At 37.9% G+C, this 16,949-nt stretch carries 16 protein-coding genes; 11 read left to right on the top strand and 5 right to left on the bottom strand.

Annotated features, from left to right (window positions below; translation table 11 throughout):
• Positions 1–144: 144 nt before the first annotated feature.
• Both ACM0OP_RS04870 and ACM0OP_RS04865 read right to left on the bottom strand, forming a co-directional pair.
• Positions 145–1,227, bottom strand: coding sequence for a HigA family addiction module antitoxin (locus ACM0OP_RS04870; protein WP_414527263.1), 1,083 nt, complete (start codon positions 1,225–1,227; stop codon positions 145–147).
• Between the two features lie 26 nt (positions 1,228–1,253).
• Positions 1,254–1,553: a type II toxin-antitoxin system RelE/ParE family toxin gene (locus tag ACM0OP_RS04865; protein WP_414527262.1), complete on the bottom strand. Its 300-nt coding sequence runs from the start codon at positions 1,551–1,553 to the stop codon at positions 1,254–1,256.
• A 546-nt stretch (positions 1,554–2,099) separates the two neighbouring features.
• Here ACM0OP_RS04865 and ACM0OP_RS04860 point away from each other — a divergent pair.
• From ACM0OP_RS04860 to dnaB, 8 genes are all read left to right on the top strand, one after another.
• Positions 2,100–3,110: a glycosyltransferase family 2 protein gene (locus tag ACM0OP_RS04860; RefSeq protein WP_414527261.1), complete on the top strand. Its 1,011-nt coding sequence runs from the start codon at positions 2,100–2,102 to the stop codon at positions 3,108–3,110.
• Positions 3,111–3,127: 17 nt separating this feature from the next.
• The gene (locus tag ACM0OP_RS04855) at positions 3,128–4,285 is read left to right on the top strand and encodes a glycosyltransferase family 4 protein (RefSeq protein WP_414527260.1); all 1,158 of its coding nucleotides are present in this window, start codon (positions 3,128–3,130) and stop codon (positions 4,283–4,285) included.
• A gap of 206 nt (positions 4,286–4,491) precedes the next feature.
• Positions 4,492–6,744: an ABC transporter ATP-binding protein gene (locus ACM0OP_RS04850; RefSeq protein WP_414527259.1), complete on the top strand. Its 2,253-nt coding sequence runs from the start codon at positions 4,492–4,494 to the stop codon at positions 6,742–6,744.
• 85 nt (positions 6,745–6,829) lie between these two features.
• The gene (locus ACM0OP_RS04845; protein WP_414527258.1) at positions 6,830–7,789 is read left to right on the top strand and encodes a glycosyltransferase family 10 domain-containing protein; all 960 of its coding nucleotides are present in this window, start codon (positions 6,830–6,832) and stop codon (positions 7,787–7,789) included.
• Positions 7,790–7,793: 4 nt separating this feature from the next.
• Positions 7,794–8,807: an Npun_R2821/Npun_R2822 family protein gene (locus ACM0OP_RS04840; RefSeq protein ID WP_414527257.1), complete on the top strand. Its 1,014-nt coding sequence runs from the start codon at positions 7,794–7,796 to the stop codon at positions 8,805–8,807.
• A 1-nt stretch (position 8,808) separates the two neighbouring features.
• The gene (locus ACM0OP_RS04835) at positions 8,809–9,741 is read left to right on the top strand and encodes an Npun_R2821/Npun_R2822 family protein (RefSeq protein WP_414527256.1); all 933 of its coding nucleotides are present in this window, start codon (positions 8,809–8,811) and stop codon (positions 9,739–9,741) included.
• Positions 9,742–9,889: 148 nt separating this feature from the next.
• Positions 9,890–10,348 (top strand): 50S ribosomal protein L9, encoded by a 459-nt coding sequence (gene rplI, locus ACM0OP_RS04830; RefSeq protein WP_414527311.1) that lies wholly within the window; start codon positions 9,890–9,892, stop codon positions 10,346–10,348.
• 109 nt (positions 10,349–10,457) lie between these two features.
• The gene (dnaB, locus tag ACM0OP_RS04825; RefSeq protein WP_414527255.1) at positions 10,458–11,813 is read left to right on the top strand and encodes a replicative DNA helicase; all 1,356 of its coding nucleotides are present in this window, start codon (positions 10,458–10,460) and stop codon (positions 11,811–11,813) included.
• Between the two features lie 72 nt (positions 11,814–11,885).
• Here dnaB and ACM0OP_RS04820 read toward each other — a convergent pair whose 3' ends face one another.
• Both ACM0OP_RS04820 and ACM0OP_RS04815 read right to left on the bottom strand, forming a co-directional pair.
• Entirely contained in the window at positions 11,886–12,407 is a 522-nt protein-coding gene (locus ACM0OP_RS04820; protein WP_414527254.1) for an FKBP-type peptidyl-prolyl cis-trans isomerase, read from the bottom strand.
• A gap of 83 nt (positions 12,408–12,490) precedes the next feature.
• Entirely contained in the window at positions 12,491–12,814 is a 324-nt protein-coding gene (locus ACM0OP_RS04815) for a phasin family protein (RefSeq protein ID WP_414527253.1), read from the bottom strand.
• A 141-nt stretch (positions 12,815–12,955) separates the two neighbouring features.
• Here ACM0OP_RS04815 and ACM0OP_RS04810 point away from each other — a divergent pair, with 141 nt between their 5' ends.
• Both ACM0OP_RS04810 and rlmN read left to right on the top strand, forming a co-directional pair.
• Positions 12,956–13,264, top strand: a complete 309-nt coding sequence (locus tag ACM0OP_RS04810; RefSeq protein WP_414527252.1) for a TIGR03792 family protein — start codon at positions 12,956–12,958, stop codon at positions 13,262–13,264.
• A 129-nt stretch (positions 13,265–13,393) separates the two neighbouring features.
• A complete protein-coding gene (rlmN, locus tag ACM0OP_RS04805) occupies positions 13,394–14,437 on the top strand; it encodes a dual-specificity RNA methyltransferase RlmN (RefSeq protein ID WP_414527251.1) in 1,044 nt (347 codons plus the stop codon).
• Positions 14,438–14,441: 4 nt separating this feature from the next.
• Here the strand turns inward: rlmN and ACM0OP_RS04800 are convergent, their stop codons facing one another.
• Positions 14,442–14,642: a replication restart DNA helicase PriA gene (locus ACM0OP_RS04800; protein ID WP_414527250.1), complete on the bottom strand. Its 201-nt coding sequence runs from the start codon at positions 14,640–14,642 to the stop codon at positions 14,442–14,444.
• Between the two features lie 674 nt (positions 14,643–15,316).
• On the opposite strand from ACM0OP_RS04800, the gene ACM0OP_RS04795 reads away from it, so the two are divergent.
• Complete coding sequence (locus ACM0OP_RS04795) at positions 15,317–16,903, top strand: DNA cytosine methyltransferase (RefSeq protein WP_414527249.1); 1,587 nt, start codon at positions 15,317–15,319, stop codon at positions 16,901–16,903.
• The last annotated feature ends 46 nt before the right edge of the window (positions 16,904–16,949 follow it).

Here is a 16,949-nt window from a genome sequence, read left to right as displayed (position 1 = left end):
GGAGTGGGAAGTAGGGTTGGCTGAAAAAGTCGTGAAAAAACAACAAGAGAATTGAATAGGTATTCGGGCAATTTTACCGTAATTTGAGTTTTGATGGCAGAATCAGCAATATTGCCCTAAATCAAAAAATCAAGTACCTGTCCATTATTTATCAATCCATTGTTCTAACAAGGGACTTACTTTTACAAGTAATGCTCTCAGATTTTTTTGCGGAACTATTTCTTCATAATGTAACCGCCCTACAATAATACCTGGATGTCGGTGTTGTGTTTGGGCAAATTCTTCAATTGCACGGCGCGAAAAGAATCTTCCAGTTTTACCAACAAAGTTGTTTAAGGCTTGAGATTCTATTAACCAATTGGCTGCTTGTTGATTAGCTGCTTGCTCTTCTTCATTTTCTGCTAATGCTTCTAAGTTATCTAAATAAGCTCCTTGATGTCCAAGAACAATATGTGCTAACTCATGCAGGAGTGTAAACCAAAATGAGTCAATTCTGTCATATCTCAATGTCAAGGCGACAACAGGATTATTGCTTAAATAAAAGGCTGCACCATCTAAATAGGTTTTGCTGAGGTGGGGGACAATGACAAAATGTACGCCTACATCTGTGAGTAATTTAGGAATATGTACAATATTTTCTAGTTGTGCAGCATGGCTGAGAATTGTCGGTATCGCTGCTTCCAACTGTGAACGCTCAAAAGATGCAATAGTTTGCTGTTTGGCTAGGTTTTCTACTCGTTTAACCCAAACTATTTGTGATGTTTCTTCTGGCTCTAGATGCTGTGAGCAACGAAAGTTAACATCTAATTTTGGAGTTTCATTTAAAGATAATATGCCTAAAAAATTACAAACTTGCTGCTCTAATTCATCCAAGGATTCTGTTTTTTGAATCCAATTATTTTTAATCAGTTCTGGTATAGGAGCAAGGGTATATAAACGGCTTTTGCGAGCTATATCTGGCTCGGTTTTTTGTTTACTTGCTAGATGCAGGCGATATTTGGCTTCTAAGTTTGTCCAAAATTCTGGTGATGTCCCAAAGGCTTGGGAAAGTTCCAGGGCTGTTTCTGGAGTAATTTGCTTATTACCGCGAATAATTTCGTTGATAGTTTGCACTGGACGACCCATGATTTCGGCTAGGTCTTTCTGTGTCCATCCCCGCGCTTCTAGTTCTCGACTTAAAATTCTTCCTGGTGTTGGTACTCTTGCTGGTGCTAGTTTTTGGTTCATATTCCTGTTTCCCCTGCTGCGTGGTGTTAGTGGTAGTCTTCGATATCAATAATTGTCAAGTAGTTTCCTTGTTCATCCTCAGCCAAGGTGACAATTAAACGCCACTGAGCATTTAAACGCAGAGAACGTTGTTCCTCCTTTCCACGTTTTCCTTGTAGTTTTTCAAATCTCAATCCTTTTTGGGCATACAAGTCTCGTTCGTCTACAGCAGCATCAATAATTGCCATGACTTCAAAGAAGTCGTCAACCACTCCTGGGTATTTGTGAGCATTTTTTTCTTCTGTGTAAAGTGCTTCAATTTTTTTCTTCTGGAAATAAAAACGCACAGCTACCCACCCCCCTAGTAAAATGCACTGAATTAAGCATTATACAACGGCTATTTTCAGCCTTGGGGTGAATCGCTGTTATTTGATTGTAAATCTTCTTGTGATAACTGATTTGAGAGTTTAAAGAAATTTATCTAACGTTTCTGTAATTCAGGTGTGATACTGCTAAAAGCAGCATTCTTGTTTTTGAAGGGTGAGACTGGCTTCGTTGTAGTACAATTGTACTTTATAAACTGATAAAAGTCAAGGTGGGGGCTAAAAGCCATTTAGGGCTTGCTGAATAAAGCCAGAAGTAGGAAAAAAACCAAAAGACTACACCTTAAGATATAATAATTTATTTACTTTAAATATCAACTTTAAACTGTGTTTTCTCGGAGTTAGCCATGAACATATAACTAGACTAATTTTATCACCTTATAGCATTTCCTAGTCTAATAAATTACAAATTCATCTGCGTCCATCTGCGTTTAATTATTACTGCTTTTACCTCGCCAATCCCAGTGGAAATTTGGACAAAATTAACATCTTGAGAGGAATAATTAACACATGGCTCCATTAGTTTCATTTATTCTCCCCTGTTTTAACCGAGCCATCTATCTCGAAAAATGTGTAACAAGCATTTTAAATCAAACATTATCTAACCTAGAATGCTTAATTATCGATGATGGTTCCACGGATAGCACGCGTGAAATAGCTGAAAAATTAATCAAGAAAGATGCACGAGTCAAATATTTTTATCAAGATAACGGTGGCGTATCTTCCGCCAGAAATTGGGGACTGAATTTAGCCCAAGGAGAGTGGATTCATTTATTAGATCCAGATGATTGGATTTTGGAAGATAAAATAGAATTTCAATTAAATTATTTGCATAATTTTCCCACAAAAGAAGTTGTTTTATATGGCGATTACGAAAGAGTGCATTTAGATGCGCAGCAAAATATTATTAAAAGAGATGTAAATCTAGTTTCATCACTGACTAAAGAACAATTAATTCAGAGATTGTTGTTACCTGATTTTTTAGCTAATTCACCATTTCCCTTAATCCATTTACTTATGCATAAAAGCGTTGTCCAGAACCAAAGATTTGATGAAAGTCTCAAAGCTTTGGAAGATAGAGATTTTATGTTAAATTTACTACTGGCAGGCGTAGATTTTATTTATACTCCCATAGTCGGGACATTTTATACAAAACATCAGAGCAATACAACCAATAATTGGTCAGCAATGAAAATTCATTACACCAAATTCTATGAAAATCTAACTACTAAAAATATCAACCTGCTGGCATTTTCTCAACAGGGAATTGATTATTTCATCAAAGAAGCTCTGAAAGAAAAAGATGACAAAAACTTTTACAGATTAGTGAAAATTCTTCCTTACCCTATAACCTTATTCCATCCTAGAATTTCTATCAAATCCATGTTATTGTGGAAAATTATTTATCAAATCAGATTGATTATTCCCAATTTTATCCTCTATGAAAAATATCGTGGGCCAAGGTCGAAAAAAATCATAGCTATGTTTTCACAAATTCTGAATTTTGCTGGAAATAATTAATAAAATATTCAGGTATCATGAAAACCAAAGTTTCCTTAGTAGTGAGTGATTTAGCTGGGGGAGGTGCTATACGCGCATTTCTCTTGGGACAAGTTCTAGAAAAACTAAATTATCAAGTAGAGGTTATAGGATTTTTATTTGGTAAGGAGCTTTATGCAATTCCTCCTGCTAATATGTCCGTTATTTCTATTCCAGGTAAAAATTATCCTGAGTTTTTAATTTCATCCCAGAAATTATTAAAGCAACTGGATGGCGATATTATTTATGCAATTAAACCCAAACCGACCAGTTTTGGCATATCTTTAATTAAAAAATTTACCAGTAGTCGTCCCTTAATTTTAGATATGGATGACTGGGAAATGAGTTGGTATGGTGGTGATGAATGGAAGTATGCACCAAATCCCAAACAATTATATAGAGATATCTTTAAAAAAAATGGGGCGCTGAAATTTCCTGACCATCCCCTTTATATCAAGTGGATAGAAAATATAGTATCTCGTGCTAATGCTATCACCATAGATACTCAGTTTCTCCAACAACGTTTTGGCGGTGTTTATGTCCCCAATGGCAAAGATACGGCCATGTTTGACCCGAATAAATATGATTCAGAGGTGAGTAGAGAATATTATGGTCTGTCTGAGTGGAGAATTTTAATGTTTCCTGGCGCACCCAGACCACATAAAGGGGTTGAAGATGTTTTAATAGCTTTAGAACAGTTGAATCAACCAGATTTAAAATTAGTAATTGTGGGTGGTAGCCCTTATGATAATTATGATGAGCAACTAAGGGAAAAGTGGGGACGTTGGATCATTAAATTACCAAAGTCTCCTATAGAAATGATGCCTCATGTATTAGCTGCTGCTCATATTATAGTTGTTCCTCAGCGAGATACGCTGACGGCTCGCGCCCAGTTTCCTCTCAAGCTGTCAGATGGCATGGCAATGGCTAAACCTGTACTATCTACTATGGTGGGAGATATTCCCGAAATTTTAGGAGACACTGGTTATTTAGTTCAACCTAGTTCTCCGGAACAAATTGCAGAAAAAATTCAATTGATATTTGAAAATTTAGACTTAGCAAATCAGCGTGGTAAAAGAGCTAGGGGCAGATGTGTGGAGAAATATAGTACAGAGGCGATGGCTTCTAGCCTCAAGGCGCTAATTTCCCAGTTATAAAGATTTATTTGAGGAATTTTAAAGCTGCCATAAAGTTGCGGTGTCACTATGTAAAATTTTAAAATATCATTACCTTTATTTAGGGGATTACTTAATTTATAAAGTAAAGAGAATATGGTATTTATGCGTATAAATGTGTTATTGCAAAATATACCATAAGTTGATAAATTACATGAATAATAACTAAATTGTGATATATATAACTAATGTCTAGCAGTAAATTACTACTCAGGTTTGCCAAGCCCTATCCAGGTTGGATTGTACTGACGATATTTTTGGGATTTTCGGGAGCTTTATTTAATGGAGTTAGTACAGCGCTAATTGTGCCAGTAATTTTAAGAATTGTTGGGCAAGATGTAGATTTAACTAATGCTCCTCCCATTCTCCAAATTATTATTACTCCCTTTGATAATATTTCAGAAAATTACCGCGTACTGGTAATGTCTGGGGCAATTTTATTAACAATAATTTTAAAAAATATAGCTACTTATACTAGTGCTTTATCCTCAAGTTATTTAACTAAAATTTTAATATCAGATATCCGGGAAATGGGAGTAAAATTATTACTAGAGGTGGATATAGATTATTATGCCAAAATGAAAATTGGTGATTTAATCAATAGCCTTGGTGCAGAAACTGGTAGGGCAGCAACTGCGATCAGTAATACTATAAAATTAATTATTTTAGGTATAACTATTTTAGTTTTTGTGGTGATTTTGCTATCAATTTCTTGGGAATTAACAATTGCTTCGACATTTTTATTAGCTTTTGTCACCCTAGTAAATCAGTATGCTATTTACCGCTCTAAGAAGTTTGGGAAGCAGCTGAGTGAAATGTCTAAGGCTTATTCAATTGCTGTGCTAGAAACCCTAAATGGTATTCGATTAGTAAAAGCTACGGGAAATGAAAACAGAGAATATTTAAGAATTAAAAAACTTATCCGTGATCGTGAAGCTGCTGATTTTGAATCTCAAGTCAATGCTCAAGCGATCGCACCTCTGAGTGAGGTAATGGGAATTATTGCTTTACTACTAATTATATTTTTAAGTAGAACTTTCTTTTCTGAACAAATTTCTAATCTTTCCGCCGTACTCTTAACATATTTATTAGTGTTACTGCGATTGCTACCATTGATTTCGCAGTTAAACGGTATTCGCAGCAGCTTTGCTAATAACTCCAGCAGTGTTACCATTGTCACGGATTTTTTAAATCGCAATAATAAGCCTTTAATGAAAAAAGGCAAGATTCCTTACACAGAATTACGAGAGGGAATACATTTTCAATCTCTTTCCTTTGCCTACCCTGGCCATGACAAGCTAGTAATTAAAGATGTCAATTTATTTTTACCCCGTGGCGGTACTTTAGCTTTGGTAGGGGGTTCAGGTGCTGGTAAATCAACATTAGCAGACCTTTTACCGAGATTTTATGACCCGGTATCTGGTAGTATTACCATCGATGGTAAAGATATCCGGGAGTTTGATCTCATATCTCTGCGGAAGAAAATGGGTATTGTCAGTCAAGATACCTTTTTATTTAATGACACAGTAGGGAATAACATCGCCTATGGAAGACCCTCAGCCAGCTTGGATGAAATTATCACAGCTGCAAAACGGGCTAATGCTTACGAGTTTATCAGCAAATTGCCTCAAGAATTTGACACTCTGATTGGCGATCGCGGTGTCATGTTATCTGGGGGACAAAGACAAAGATTAGCGATCGCCCGCGCTTTACTGCAAAATCCCGAAATTCTGATTTTAGATGAAGCCACCAGCGCCTTGGATACAGTTTCTGAACGCTTAGTACAAGAAGCACTTGATGATCTCAGTCGTAGTCGCACCACCTTAGTCATTGCTCACCGCCTTTCTACAGTCCAACAAGCTGATCAAATTGCTGTTTTAGAACAGGGGCGTGTAGTAGAAGTAGGAACCCATCAACAACTGTTACGCAAAGGTGGTTACTACTCACATCTGTACGCCATGCAATTTAGCGATCGCACCGAAACATCCACCCCAAGCAACCAAAACTTCACCCGGATTTCCGAAGAACTGCGTACACGAGTTAATGCCATGATTGGGTTTTTAAACCTATTAATTGACGGTATGGTAGCTAACTATGAAGAACAGCAAGACCTACTCAACAAATCCTATAAATTCACTTCTAAAACCATGACAACTATCGATATTTTAGAAGATATTATTTACTGGAAAAAACAAGAATCTCCTAGTAAATATAAAAATACTATGTATTCCGACTCTCATTTTACAGAAATTGCCGCAGAAGCTCGCCAGCATCTCAACGCCATACTCGGCGTAATTGCCCAATTAGATGATACCTTAAAACCAATCAGTCCTCAACAAAGTAAATTAATTATTGACTCTTATCAATCTGCTAGATATTTAATTGAAGCCTTAGTTAACTTTGATAAACCGATCAAATATTTAGCCCCGCAAAACTGCTAAATCGCAAAGGTGCATATCGCAATTAAATTTAGTTATTAATTATAATAACCACGAAAAAACGGAATTATTCAACCTATTAACGAAGATGACTATAAAAACAGTTGGCATGATTAGCAGTTATCGCAATCTCAATAATAAAGCAGATTGGCTATGGCAACAAACCCCCCATCAATTGGGAATCTGGGGAAATATCCAAATGCAGGCTTTAGCATCAAAACCAGATTTTCTGCTGATGTATCAGTTTAACTTTCCTAAACCACCCCAGCCAAAATCTTGGTTACGGCGTTTTCGTCATCCACAACCAAAAACTGAATTAAATATTCATTCTTTACTCAAAGGAGTCAGCAAAGAACAGATAATTTATTTATTGCGGGAACCACCACTAGATGAAGTTGTAAAAAAGCATCAAAGATCATATCAAGAAGCTCAAAAGTATTGCGGCTATATTTCCGGCCCTGATGATTTTGCGCCTCATCCCGACTATATGCCTGCTATATGGTATCACGGTAATTCCTTTCGGGAATTAAACGAAATGCCACCGCCTAAAAAAATTTCTCCTTGTAGTTGGATTACCTCTGGGATTAATCGTACAGCTAATCATCGGCAAAGATTACAATTTTTAGAATCCTTACAAAATAGCAGCATTAAATTTGATTTATATGGGCGAGATTTACCCATCTGGGCGCATGATTCAGGAGAATTAGGGAATAAATGGCACGGCATGGCTCCTTATTATTATAACCTGGCAATTGAAAACTATGCTGATAACAATTGGTATGTGAGTGAGAAACTTTGGGACGCTTTGTTAGCATGGTGTTTGCCAATTTACTATGGTGGTTCGGCTGCGGATAAATTATTACCCCCTGGAAGTTTTTTAAGATTACCCAGTCTGGATGAAAAAGGTATAGCCTACATTCAAGAAGTGACTGCAAATCCTGATGCTTGGTATGCTGCTAAAGATGCGATCGCCGAAGCTCGACAGGTAATTCTGCACAAATTAAACCTACTTAATTGGCTCTCAAATTTTGTAGAAAATAACAGGTAAAACTATGAAAAATGGTATCTATACACTGGCTAATGATTATGTATATCACCAACTTGTGGCGTTACTAAATAGCATAGAAGCCAATGCTGGACAGGATGTACCCGTGTGTGTGATTGCTTATAACGACCAACTAGAAAAGGTTCGCGCCGAAGTAGCATCTCGGAAAAATGTCACCCTCTTAGAAGATCCGGCAATTTTTGCTGAGTGGGAAGAATTTTCTTATGATGTCTGGAAATCACATAAAACTGCTATTCAAGTTTGGCAAGAAAAAGGGATTCCCAAGTTTTACCGAGTGGGAGAAAATCGCCGTTATTGTGCCTTTGATTCCAGAAGTGAATTTGATAAATTCATTTATCTGGATGCTGATACATTGGTAATGCAGCCGCTAGATTTTGTTTTCCAGCAGTTAGATGATTATGATTTTGTCGTCTACGATTTTCAATACAAAGACCCTGCCCATATATATAATTTATCGTCTCCCAGACTTTTAGAAATATTTAGTCAAGAACGCATCGAGTCAGAAATTTTTTGCTCTGGTTTTTACGCTGCTAAAAAAGGCTTATTTCCCCCAGCACAAAGAGAGTGGTTGCTATCTCAATTAAGAGAGGGAGATGCAGATGTGTTATATATGGCTGCTCCCAATCAATCTGTGCTTAACTATCTGAGGATGAAAAGCAATACATCTATTTATAACTTTGCCCGCAATTTACCTGTTGATCAATCAACTGGTTGTTCTGTAACTTCTGACCATTTTGAAAATATCAATTACATTCTCTATGATCGGGGCAATAAACTGACTTATCTCCATTATATTGGTTTATCTTCTAAACTATTTAATAGAGTTTGTGCGGGAGAAAATATTGATTTTCCTTACAGAGATATTTTCTTGCATTATCGCTATTTGCATGAACCAGACCAGCGACCAAATTTTACAACAAAAGCCAAAGCATACAACGCTCCTCCCAGTATCGGGAAGCGCATTTTCCGCAAGTTAGGATTAACAGCTAGAGGTAAATAACATGATTCGGGGAATTTATATTATTGCGAATGATAGGGTGACGGATCAGGCGATCGCATTACTCAATAGTATCAGATTATATGATGCAGATACACCCATTGTGATGATTCCTTATGATGAAAATTATCACAATATCGCCGAGACTCTGAATAAATATTACGGAGTCACAGTTTACGAAGACTTAGAATTTATTCAGCGACTTTCCCAGAATTTACATGAAACCTTTGGGGGTCAATTTTTTGCTCGTCCCAATCAATTCCGCAAGCAGGCTTGTTGGTTTGGGCCTTTTGATGAGTTTTTGTATATTGACACAGATATCGTGGTGTTTGAAAAGATTATTGATAATCTCAACTATCTAGCAACCACAGATTTTATCTCTTGTGACTATCAACATTTGGGGGGAATTAAAAATGTCTTTAGTCCCCAGGTATTAACAGAGAACGTATTTACAGAAGCAGAAGTTAAAGATATTTTCAATGGTGGTTTTTGGGGTTCTAAGAAAAATTTAGTCTCTGAGAATGATTTATATGCAATTTTTGCCGAGTGTGCTGCACATCCAGAATATTTTGACTTTTCGGAAAAGACTTCTGACCAACCAATTATCAACTATATGTTGCTGAAGCGGATTCCCCGGCGTTTTAATATTGTGAACAGGGAGGGTAAAGCACCAGGAAATTGGGCGGGAAGTGGCCATTTTCAGGCTGAAGCTCAGATGGTATTTGATCCCAAAGTCAATCAACCTCTACAATATCTGCACTGGGCGGGGATTCGCATTCAACCTGGTTGTCCTTACTGGGATACTTGGGAATATTACCGTCATTTGAATCCAGCCTTACCTGTGGCTAATATCCCTGCACCTGTAGAAAAAAGTCAGATGCAAGTGGCTTGGGATGAAGTTAAGCATCAAATTCGGCAATTAAAAAAGGCATTTTAACTTACTTTTGAGCCTGGTGGGAATGGCATTTCCATTTTTTGACAGCAAAATAGTTGCGATCGCACCCTACGATTCGCTAGGATCTGTAGGCTTTAGCTATGCTGCTGAAACCAAAGTTAATCAGATTTTACAGGAAAAAACGAAACCGATGGCGAAACGTGTACAGTTAGTATTAAATCAAGATGTGAGCAAGCTGGGAAAATCTGGCGACCTAGTAGACGTAGCTCCCGGCTATGCTCGTAATTATCTCATTCCCCAGAGCTTGGCAACTCGCGCTACTCCCGGTATTCTTAAGCAAGTAGAACGCCGTCGTGAGAAAGAGCGTCAACGCCAATTAGAACTGCGTCAACAAGCCTTAGAGCAAAAAGCCGCTTTAGAAAAAATTGGTAACTTGCAAATTGCTAAACCCCTGGGTGAGAACGAAGCAATTTTTGGTACAGTCACAACTCAAGATGTAGTAGATGCAATTCAAGCAGCTACCAGTCAAGAAATTGACCGTCGTGGAATTACTATTCCTGATATTAACCATCTGGGAACTTACCAAGCGGAAGTGAAGCTACATTCTGACGTAACGGCTCAAATCAACATTGAAGTTGTAGCCAGCTAACTATGAGAACATCTGAGTGCTGCTCTGATATGCACTCAGTAGTTTTTTTGTCAAGGACTGGGGAAGCAACTAGAAGCTAAAAGCGAAAATATCGCAATTAAAATGGCTTATGTCTGAAGAATTAAGTTTTCAAGGGGATGGTAGCGATCGCCTCCCTCCCCAAAATATTGAAGCAGAAGAAGCGATTTTGGGGGGAATTTTACTAGATCCAGAAGCCATAGGGCGAGTTAGCGATCGCCTCTTACCAGTAGCATTTTATATTAGCGCTCACAAAGAGATTTATCAAGCCGCCCTCCGTCTGCACGCCCAAGGGAAACCCACAGACTTACTTTCCATCACCAGTTGGTTAGCCGATAACGATATGTTAGCCCGAATTGGGGGGCGAAACAAATTAGCCACCCTCGTAGACCGCACAGTGTCAGCTGTCAACATTGATGCCTTAGCCGGGTTAGTTATGGAAAAATACCTCCGGCGGCATTTAATTAAAGCTGGTAACGAAATTGTCCATCTGGGTTACGAGACAGAAAAAGAATTACCCATAGTTTTAGATGAAGCCGAACAGAAGGTTTTTGGTGTAACTCAAGAACGTCCCCAATCAGGTTTAACCCACATTTCCGATACCCTGATTAACACCTTTCAAGATATTGAAACCCGTCATCAAGGTATCGCCCTTCCCGGTATTCCCTGCGGCTTCTATGACTTAGACTCCTTAACCAGTGGTTTCCAGCGTTCCGATTTAATTATCATCGCCGGGAGACCATCAATGGGAAAAACAGCATTTTGTTTAAATTTAGCGCACAACATAGCGGCTGGATATAAATTACCCATTGCCTTTTTCAGCTTAGAAATGTCTAAAGAACAGCTAGTGCAGAGACTCTTAGCTAGTGAAGCCGGAATTGAAAGCGGTTATTTGCGGAGTGGGCGCATTAGTCAAACCCAATGGGAACCTTTAAGCCGTGCCATTGGTATGCTGTCAGAGATGCCAATTTTTATTGATGATACCGCCAATATTACCGTTACCCAAATGCGGAGTCAAGCCAGAAGACTGCAAGCAGAACAAGGTATGGAACTGGGATTAATCGTGATAGATTACCTGCAATTAATGGAAGGTGCAGGAGATAACCGAGTGCAAGAATTATCCAGAATTACCCGTTCTCTCAAAGGTTTAGCGCGGGAATTATCCGTACCAGTCATTGCCTTATCTCAATTAAGTCGGGGGGTGGAAGCACGGACTAACAAGCGCCCCATGTTGTCCGATTTGAGAGAAAGCGGCAGTATTGAACAAGACGCAGATTTAGTAGTCATGTTATATCGTGATGACTATTATAATCCTGACAGTCCTGACCGGGGCATTGCAGAAATCATCATTGCTAAACACCGCAACGGTCCTACAGGTACTGTAAAACTTTTATTTGACCCCCAGTATACCAAGTTTAAAAACCTAGCAAATCAGGGAAATTATTAATAGCTGGGGACTGGGGACTGGGTACTGGGGACTTTTCTGCCTCTTCTCCCCCCTGTCCCCTGCCCCTATTGCCTACTTAACGTCTATTAATTCAACGTCAAATAGCAAAGTAGCATTGGGTGGAATCACACCACCAGCACCACGGGAACCATAACCCAATTCTGAGGGAATGATTAACTGACGACTACCGCCGACTTTCATGGTGCTGAGACCTTCGTCCCAACCTTTAATCACTTGTCCGATACCGATTGTAAACTCAAAGGGAGTCTTGCGATCGCGGGAACTATCAAACTTAGTACCATTTTCTAAAGTACCTGTGTAGTGAACTACAACAGTTTGTCCAGGTTCAGGAGTCGCCCCAGTTCCTTCTTTTAGTTCAATATATTTCAGTCCAGACGGAGTGGTTACGACGTTATCATCAGACATAGTATTGCTCGCAATCAAGGTTTGGTTTTCGGTGACATTTATAGCTGCTGGTGTATTTGTGGTTAAATTGGCAGCAACAGCAGAGTTGATATTATTCCCAACTTGTGCAACTACCAAAACTACAACACAGAACAGCATGAAAGCCACGCTGAGAAAAATAGATTTCAAAATTATCCCTCCTTAAATCAGGCAATCTCAAATTTTTTGAAATTACCTACAGGACACAAATAGTGTAAATCAGAAACGACATTTTAACGCCACAGTTTATTCTCCAAATCACGCACTTGACGCTCTAAACGGTCAATTCTGCCGCGTAATTCATCCACTTCAGATTGACGCGCCACACCTAAATCCTGCATCATATTTCGCATTTGTCGTTGCATTTGTTCTTCCCAGTTTCCCTGCTCAGACTTTAATTGCTCTACAACGTCATCCATGACGGCTTTTGCTTGCTCAGGGTCGAGTTTACCATCCTTAACCAAGTCATCGCTGACTTGCCGCATTTTTTCAGCTACTAAAGACGTTGTACCAATACCCAGCATCATTAACTGTTGCAACCAATTGTTATTATCCATAGTCCCTTCCTCTTTAATTATTTTCCACTAGCTGACCTTGGCTCGTAAGTGTATAAAATCAAGCTATCCTGGAAAAGGGGTTAATTTAGCCTACATCTCTATTTTGGCAAATTCAGAAAGACAGGGGAGAAATTAACAAGTGTGGTTATAGAATTACTCAAATTTCAGGTGGCTCCAGATGAGCGAGAATTTTATATCCAGAAGGATGCAGAAATCTGGACAACAGCTTTGGCTGGGTATCCGGGATTTTTGGGTAAGGAAGTTTGGATTAACCCAAATGATGCCACAGAACTGATTTTAATTGTTCGTTGGGCTACTAAAGAGCAGTGGCAAGCTATACCTTTAGCAGATTTACAGTTAATTGACGAAAAGTTCACCCAAGCAATGGGAAAATCCTATCCGATAGTGGGGTCAGGGGAATATCAGGTGAGGAAGTTTCTCCAGTCTTGATTTTTTTTATCGTTCGCGTAGCGTGCGCGTAGCGCATACCGCCAAGACGCGGAGAACGCCAAGAATTTTTAAACTAAAATGCGGTTGAAGGTTGTAGCATAGAGGTTTAGCATCAACTTTTGATTATTTATGTCTGCCACACCTCTTGCTTTAAAATCAGAAATCACTCCTCCCCTCCTTGGCGCTTCGGTTGCAGATTTAAGCCTGTGGGTACAGCAGCAGGGACAACCGGCTTATAGGGGTAAACAGCTACACGATTGGATTTATCACAAGGGTGTGCGATCGCTAACTGATATTTCTGTATTTCCTAAAGAATGGCGGGCTGCAATTGCAGAGGTTCCCATTGGACGTTCAACTATACATCATCGGGCTGTTGCGCCTGATGGCACAATTAAATATCTCCTCAAATTGGCAGATGGTCAAATTATTGAAACTGTAGGTATTCCCACTGCAAAGCGCCTCACAGTTTGTGTGTCTACTCAGGTGGGTTGTCCCATGGCTTGTGATTTCTGCGCTACTGGTAAGGGTGGTTACACGCGAAATTTAGCAACCCATGAAATTGTGGATCAAGTGTTGACTGTGCAGGAAGATTTTCAGCAACGGGTGAGCCATGTGGTATTTATGGGTATGGGGGAACCATTATTGAATACTGATAATGTTTTAGCATCCTTAACATCTTTAAATCAAGATGTGGGGATTGGACAGCGATCACTGACTGTTTCTACAGTGGGTATCCGCGATCGCATTCGTCAATTTGCCAAGTACAATTTACAAGTCACTCTAGCCGTAAGTCTGCACGCACCTAACCAAGAACTGAGAGAACAACTTATTCCCAGCGCCCGTCCTTATCCTCTAGAAGACTTGCTACATGAATGTCGGGAATATGTGGAAATCACCAGACGACGCATATCTTTTGAATATGTGCTGTTAGCTGGGTTTAACGATTTACCACATCACGCAATGCAACTAGCAAAATGTCTTAGAGGATTTCAAAGCCACGTCAATTTGATTCCCTACAATCCCATTCACGAAGTTGACTACAAGCGCCCTACTAGCGATCGCATTCAAGCCTTTGTTAACATTCTCAAACAACAAAAAACTGCCGTCAGTGTGCGTTATTCTCGTGGTTTAGAAGCTGATGCTGCTTGTGGACAACTCCGCGCCAGTAAATAAGTGACTACTTTATCTTCGCACTCAATTGTTTTTTAGCACTAATCCCTGGTGCATAAGCCTCAATCACCTTACCAGTCTCAGTACAACTAATCATTAAGTAATCGCAACTTGGGCATTGTGTCCGAGTTAATTTGCTGTCAGAAATATAGTGACGTTCCGCATCACTACCACAATTAGGACAGTGAACTTTTTGGACTGTATTCATTTTAAAATCCCTGGTTTTATGGTCTTTCACTCGACTAAATCAGCAGAAAATTTTATTTTTTGAACTTAACTAAAAGCCTTAATAGTGGCTGATTTAAAGAAAATTTTAGATTTGCATTTTTTTATGATGTATATATTATCGTCATTTTTAACTGAATTTACCATCTTACCTGAGATATATAAATTAATGCCACCTCTACAGATATCTTAGAATTGCAGTGATCCCTGTCACTAATGTCTTGAGATAAGTAGATTTAATGGTCATGTCAGGTAATTTTGAAAGGCGTTATTGTATTGAAAAAGTAATAGTAAAAAAATACTGTATCGCTGGTAACAAAATTCTTATTTTAAGATTTAGTTAATAATTAAATATAGTAATCCGCTTTGATTTTTAAACTTACTTGCGTAGGTGGGAGTGGGGAGTAGCAAGTGGGAAACAGCTTTTTGAGTTGTAAGCACAAAGCCCAGGCTACGCCTACAGAAATCAAATAGGAATCCTATGTTTAAAAATATTTCGCTCAGTTATTATTTGTTATATATTTTACATATATCTTTTAGTATTTACATAGGCAAGACGGAAAATTTTTAGTTGACTGAAAAACAGATAAAAAACGATTAAACTTTGGTATGATGTATAACCTAACTATTTCAATAATATTTTAATAATTAACTTTTATGGAGGAATTAAAATTAAAGTTTGCTGATTTATTTGCTGGGATTGGAGGTTTTAGATTAGCCTTTGAACAAGCTGAATATCAGTGTGTATTTTCTTGCGAAATTGATCAGGCGTGTCAACAGGTTTACTTGAATAATTTCGGAGACAAGCCAGAATCTGATATCAGAAAAATTGATTTAGAAAATTTACCTTATTTTGATGTTTTAACGGCTGGCTTTCCTTGTCAACCTTTTAGTATTTGCGGACATAGAAAAGGTTTTCATGACACTAGAGGGACTTTATTCTTTCATATTTGTGAAATTATTGAACATATACATCCTCCTGTAGTTGTCCTAGAAAACGTTAAGCATATATTACATCATGATCAAGGTAGAACATTAGAAGTAATACTTTATTCTTTAGAAGATATGGGTTACATAGTTAACTACGAAATAGTTAACTCTAGAGATTTCGGACTACCACAAAATAGAGAACGAGTCATATTTGTTGCCACAAAAAGCAGAAAATTTAATTTTCAGAGTCTGAAAAAATCGGACAGATTTCCTAAATTGAAAGAATTTTTGTGTAGTTCAGGAAAATTTGAATACCTTAATCCTGAAGAATATACAATGATAGATAATCCTAAAGAACAACAATCGGGGTTGATTTTTGTAGGATATCGCAATAAAAGTATTTGGAAAACAGGTGTTAGACCAAATACAGAACATCTATCACGAGTTCATCATCAACCAAATAGAATTTATTCTATCGAAGGAGTACATCCAACTATACCTTCTCAAGAGACTTCAGGAAGATTTTTTATTTACATACCAGAAGAAAATGCAGTGAGAAAATTAACACTTAGGGAATGCTATAAAATCATGGGTTTTCCTGATAACTTTAAAACCCATAGCAATTTAGCCGAATGCTATAAACAAATAGGTAATTCTGTCTGTATACCGCTAATTTATGAACTCGCAAATCAAATTAAAAAACAAATTCTTTTACCTGAAGAGAGCGACTTAGAAATATTAAAATTTCATAAAAATTGTTCTTTACAGCCAGGAATTAAAACAAAAATATCATTAACAATGAATCATAAGGAAAAACTTATTCAGATTTATCAAAGCATATCTGAATTAGAGAGCAATCAGACTCAATTACCACAAAAATATCAAGACTATGTTCTGGAAATTAGTAAAAAATGCTTTACTAGAAAAGCCGTTTATACGGTACTAGTTACTCTTTTAGTACATAAGGTTTTATATCCATCTCAAGACATTAGATATCACCAAGTTGATCTAACAGGTGGTTTTTCCGGAAGAACTATAGATACAAAATATATTACTCCTACATTAACAGAGTTAGGTTTACCCGCAATGGCTGAAAGTGGATGGTTAACTCGTTCTTTAGAACAACCTTACCCCTATACGTTAAATTATGAAGGAAATATAAGTCCTAAGTCTCTAAAATTAGCATTCCTAAATATTATTGATTTCGTAGAGGGACATCCTGATCAAGCGGAAGATGTTTTAAAATTGCTTTTGAAATTAGTAAAATCAGCTAAGGATACTAATTTAGTAGAAATTATTAAATTGACTAAGTAGGTGGGCGAGGCAAAACCTAAATGTATAAAGCAATGTTAAGAGGAGA

Origin of the sequence: Nodularia chucula CCY0103, assembly GCF_963923915.1 — a bacterium.
GTDB lineage: Bacteria > Cyanobacteriota > Cyanobacteriia > Cyanobacteriales > Nostocaceae > Nodularia > Nodularia chucula.
This window is presented reverse-complemented; position numbering and strand designations above follow the sequence as displayed.

Coding starts and splice junctions, on each gene's coding strand:
- ACM0OP_RS04870 (WP_414527263.1), bottom strand. CDS start 1,227: ATGAACCAAAAACTAGCACCAGCAAGAGTACCAACACCAGGAAGAATT.
- ACM0OP_RS04860 (WP_414527261.1), top strand. CDS start 2,100: ATGGCTCCATTAGTTTCATTTATTCTCCCCTGTTTTAACCGAGCCATC.
- ACM0OP_RS04855 (WP_414527260.1), top strand. CDS start 3,128: ATGAAAACCAAAGTTTCCTTAGTAGTGAGTGATTTAGCTGGGGGAGGT.
- ACM0OP_RS04850 (WP_414527259.1), top strand. CDS start 4,492: ATGTCTAGCAGTAAATTACTACTCAGGTTTGCCAAGCCCTATCCAGGT.
- ACM0OP_RS04845 (WP_414527258.1), top strand. CDS start 6,830: ATGACTATAAAAACAGTTGGCATGATTAGCAGTTATCGCAATCTCAAT.
- ACM0OP_RS04840 (WP_414527257.1), top strand. CDS start 7,794: ATGAAAAATGGTATCTATACACTGGCTAATGATTATGTATATCACCAA.
- ACM0OP_RS04835 (WP_414527256.1), top strand. CDS start 8,809: ATGATTCGGGGAATTTATATTATTGCGAATGATAGGGTGACGGATCAG.
- rplI (WP_414527311.1), top strand. CDS start 9,890: ATGGCGAAACGTGTACAGTTAGTATTAAATCAAGATGTGAGCAAGCTG.
- dnaB (WP_414527255.1), top strand. CDS start 10,458: ATGTCTGAAGAATTAAGTTTTCAAGGGGATGGTAGCGATCGCCTCCCT.
- ACM0OP_RS04815 (WP_414527253.1), bottom strand. CDS start 12,814: ATGGATAATAACAATTGGTTGCAACAGTTAATGATGCTGGGTATTGGT.
- rlmN (WP_414527251.1), top strand. CDS start 13,394: ATGTCTGCCACACCTCTTGCTTTAAAATCAGAAATCACTCCTCCCCTC.
- ACM0OP_RS04800 (WP_414527250.1), bottom strand. CDS start 14,642: ATGAATACAGTCCAAAAAGTTCACTGTCCTAATTGTGGTAGTGATGCG.
- ACM0OP_RS04795 (WP_414527249.1), top strand. CDS start 15,317: ATGGAGGAATTAAAATTAAAGTTTGCTGATTTATTTGCTGGGATTGGA.